The organism is Sphingomonas xinjiangensis, assembly GCF_014199255.1.
Classification (GTDB): domain Bacteria; phylum Pseudomonadota; class Alphaproteobacteria; order Sphingomonadales; family Sphingomonadaceae; genus Sphingomonas; species Sphingomonas xinjiangensis.
In genome coordinates this window covers 1-2,899 of record NZ_JACIJF010000055.1, presented here as the reverse complement: position 1 = coordinate 2,899, position 2,899 = coordinate 1, and the positions used below count along the sequence as shown (strand labels likewise).

Genomic DNA, 2,899 nt, shown 5'->3' with positions numbered 1-2,899 from the left:
GTTATGAACATTGGAAGAGCTGCCCGCGAAGCCCCATTATGCGGCGGCACATGCTGACCGCGAAGACGACCATGCTCCCGGCAACGTATCTCAGAAACCCCTTGCAACCGACGCGATTAGACGACCTACGGCAGCTTTTGAGAAGCGCGCGGGCCGCCCTAAACGGCAGCTGTTGGCGCTCAGCTGCCCCCCTCTCGAGATCAACACGTCCGCTGTGCCGCCATTGCCTTCGACTTCTGAAAAGCCGCTCGTAGCCGTTCGCTTGACCCCCTGAGGGCACACGCACACTATGAGTACGTTGCAGGGCAGGGGTAAGAACGAGTGAGGAAGTTTACGGCGAGAATTGCTGCAGGCCTGCTGGTCTCCACCGCTCTGTTCAGCAGTGTGTCGAACGCTCAGACAACGGCCAGACCACTGGCCCAGGCAGCTCCGAAAATCTCCACCGCGAGGCTCGGCACTCTGCGCGCGCAACTGCAGCGCTATGTCGACGGGGGCAGACTGGCAGGCGCGGTGGTCAGGATCCAGCAAGACGGCAAGGTGGTGTTCTCTGAAGCCGTGGGGTGGCGCGACAAGGAAAAGCGTGATCCGATGCGTGATGACAGCATCTTCCGCATCGCCTCTCAGACCAAGGCGCTGACCAGCGTCGCGGTGATGATGCTGGTGGAAGAAGGCAAGCTGCTGCTCGATGATCCCGTCGGCAAGCATCTGCCTGAATGGACAAAGACGTCCGTAGCGGTAGCGAAGGCGGAGGGCGGGTACGAGACCATACCTGCCACGCGACCCATCACGATACGGGATCTCCTCACTCATACAGCGGGGATCTCCTACGGCTCCGGGCCTGCTGAGAAGGAGTGGCGTGAGGCTGGTCTATCCGGGTGGTATTTCGCAGACCGAAGTCAGCCCGTATCGAGCTACGTCGCACGGATGGCATCCTTGCCAATGGCGGCACAGCCCGGCGACAAGTTCGTTTACGGCTACAACACGGACATCCTAGGCGTCGTCGTGGAGAAGCTCAGCGGCAAGTCGCTGCAGGCGTTCCTGGACGAGCGCCTGATCAAGCCGCTCGGAATGAAAGACACTTCCTTCTACCTCTCTCGGGAGAAGGCTGGCAGGCTCGCGGTCGTATACGAAGCGGACGGAGGCAAGCTCAAGCGTGCCGACGATGCGAGCTCCTGGAACGAAGGAGGCCACTTCGGTCAAGGGCACTATCTGGACGGGCCCCGCCTCGCATATTCAGGTGGTGCAGGTCTGCTGTCCACCGCCGCTGACTATAGCCGCTTCCTTGAGATGCTTCGGCGAGGTGGAGAGCTCGACGGGCGCAGATATCTGAGCCGCAAGACGGTTGAGCTCATGGTTTCCAACCATCTCGGCGCCGTGGAATACAACGCCGGCATGGGTTTCGGGCTGGGGTTCTCGATCCGCATGGATCTGGGAGCAGCGGGGCAGCCAGGTTCGGAAGGCGAGTTCGGTTGGGGTGGCGCATATCACAGCACTTACTGGGTCGATCCCGAGGAAGGGCTAACCGTCGCTTACATGACCCAATTACTACCTGCCGGAGATGTCGACGACCACGGGAAGCTGCGCTCCCTGATCTACCAAGCTGTTGAATGACATAAATTCGTGGGACACCGCCGAACGGCGCAAAGACTAGGCCCCTGCCGTCGCCTTCTACTGCACAAAGGCGGCTTCTTCCCTCGCGCCGGCAACGGCACTCTTGGAGAGTTGGCCAGACGCATGCGCTCGCGAAAGATAAATAGCCGGTAGCTATCGCGGATCGGCCAGCGGCGCAGAAAGGCAAAATGAGCTTCTCACCAGTCCGCACGCCGCCGGCCTTAGCAGGGTTCACGACGGCCTTGTGGGAACCTGTATTCTGAGGGTTGATTGACGCTGGCTTCTAAAAGTCTCGCCGTGCGAGGGTTGTCCTAGAAGCTCGCGCTGCCGGACTAATGATTGGGGGGGTGACAGATGATTTTGCGCAGTGATGAGACACAAAATGTCGATGTACCCGGTGGCGGTTGTATGCGGATGCACATGTTCCGCCCAGTCGCCGTGGGCCGCTTTCCCGGTGTGCTCCTTTTCTCGGAGATCTATCAAGTCACAGAGCCAATTCGCCGACTGGCGGCGTTCATAGCGGGTCACGGCTATGTAGTGGGCGTACCGGAAGTCTATCACGAGTATGAGCCAGCTGGGACGGTGCTAAAGTACGATCCAGAGGGCACCGAACGGGGCAACGAATTGAAGTTTACCAAGCCGGTCGCGGCATATGACGCCGATGCGGATGCAGCGCTTACCGCGCTTCTTCAGCATCCCGCCTGCAACGGAAGGCTAGGGACGTTCGGCGTATGCCTAGGTGGCCATCTTGCTTATCGCGCTGCACTCGACCCGCGCGTGTCGGCAGCGGCATGCTTTTATCCGACGGACATTCACTCCGGGTCTTTGGGTGAAGGTCGGTCGGATGATAGCCTCGCGCGCATGGCTGATCTCAAGGCGGCCGTGATGTTCGTTTGGGGGCGACAGGATCCGCATGTCCCTTATGCGGGCAGGGAAGTGATACGCAGGCGGTTAGAAGAGGTCGGTGCGACCTACGAGTGGCATGAAGTGAACGCGCAGCACGCTTTCCTCCGTGACGAGGGACCGCGTTACGATCCTGTGCTGTTCCTTCAAGCGATCACCCTCACAATGGCGTTCTACCAGCGTGCGCTCGCATGAGGCTCGAGCCGCCTACGAACGCAGGGACCCTTGTAGCCTCGACATGAATAACTGCGTCAGACCTGCCGCGATCTAAGCTGAACGAAGGGCAGCTTCTTCTCTATCGCGGCCTGAGTCAACAGGCGAAGGCTACTCTCCGCTGCCGCAAGGGCACCGGTGTGGTGGATTGGGAAGCGACAATACATTACTG

Annotated in this window: 2 protein-coding genes; both read left to right on the top strand. The window is 60.1% G+C overall.

The annotated features are described in order from the left end of the window. Positions 1 to 321: 321 nt before the first annotated feature. Positions 322 to 1,611 (top strand): serine hydrolase domain-containing protein, encoded by a 1,290-nt coding sequence (locus FHT02_RS21195; RefSeq protein WP_221239632.1) that lies wholly within the window; start codon positions 322 to 324, stop codon positions 1,609 to 1,611. A 354-nt stretch (positions 1,612 to 1,965) separates the two neighbouring features. Beyond that, positions 1,966 to 2,709, top strand: coding sequence for a dienelactone hydrolase family protein (locus tag FHT02_RS21190; protein WP_184092230.1), 744 nt, complete (start codon positions 1,966 to 1,968; stop codon positions 2,707 to 2,709). Positions 2,710 to 2,899 lie beyond the last annotated feature (190 nt).

What these genes read in the sequence shown, in the direction of transcription:
- FHT02_RS21190 (WP_184092230.1), top strand. Translation starts at nt 1,966, where the DNA reads ATGATTTTGCGCAGTGATGAGACACAAAATGTCGATGTACCCGGTGGC.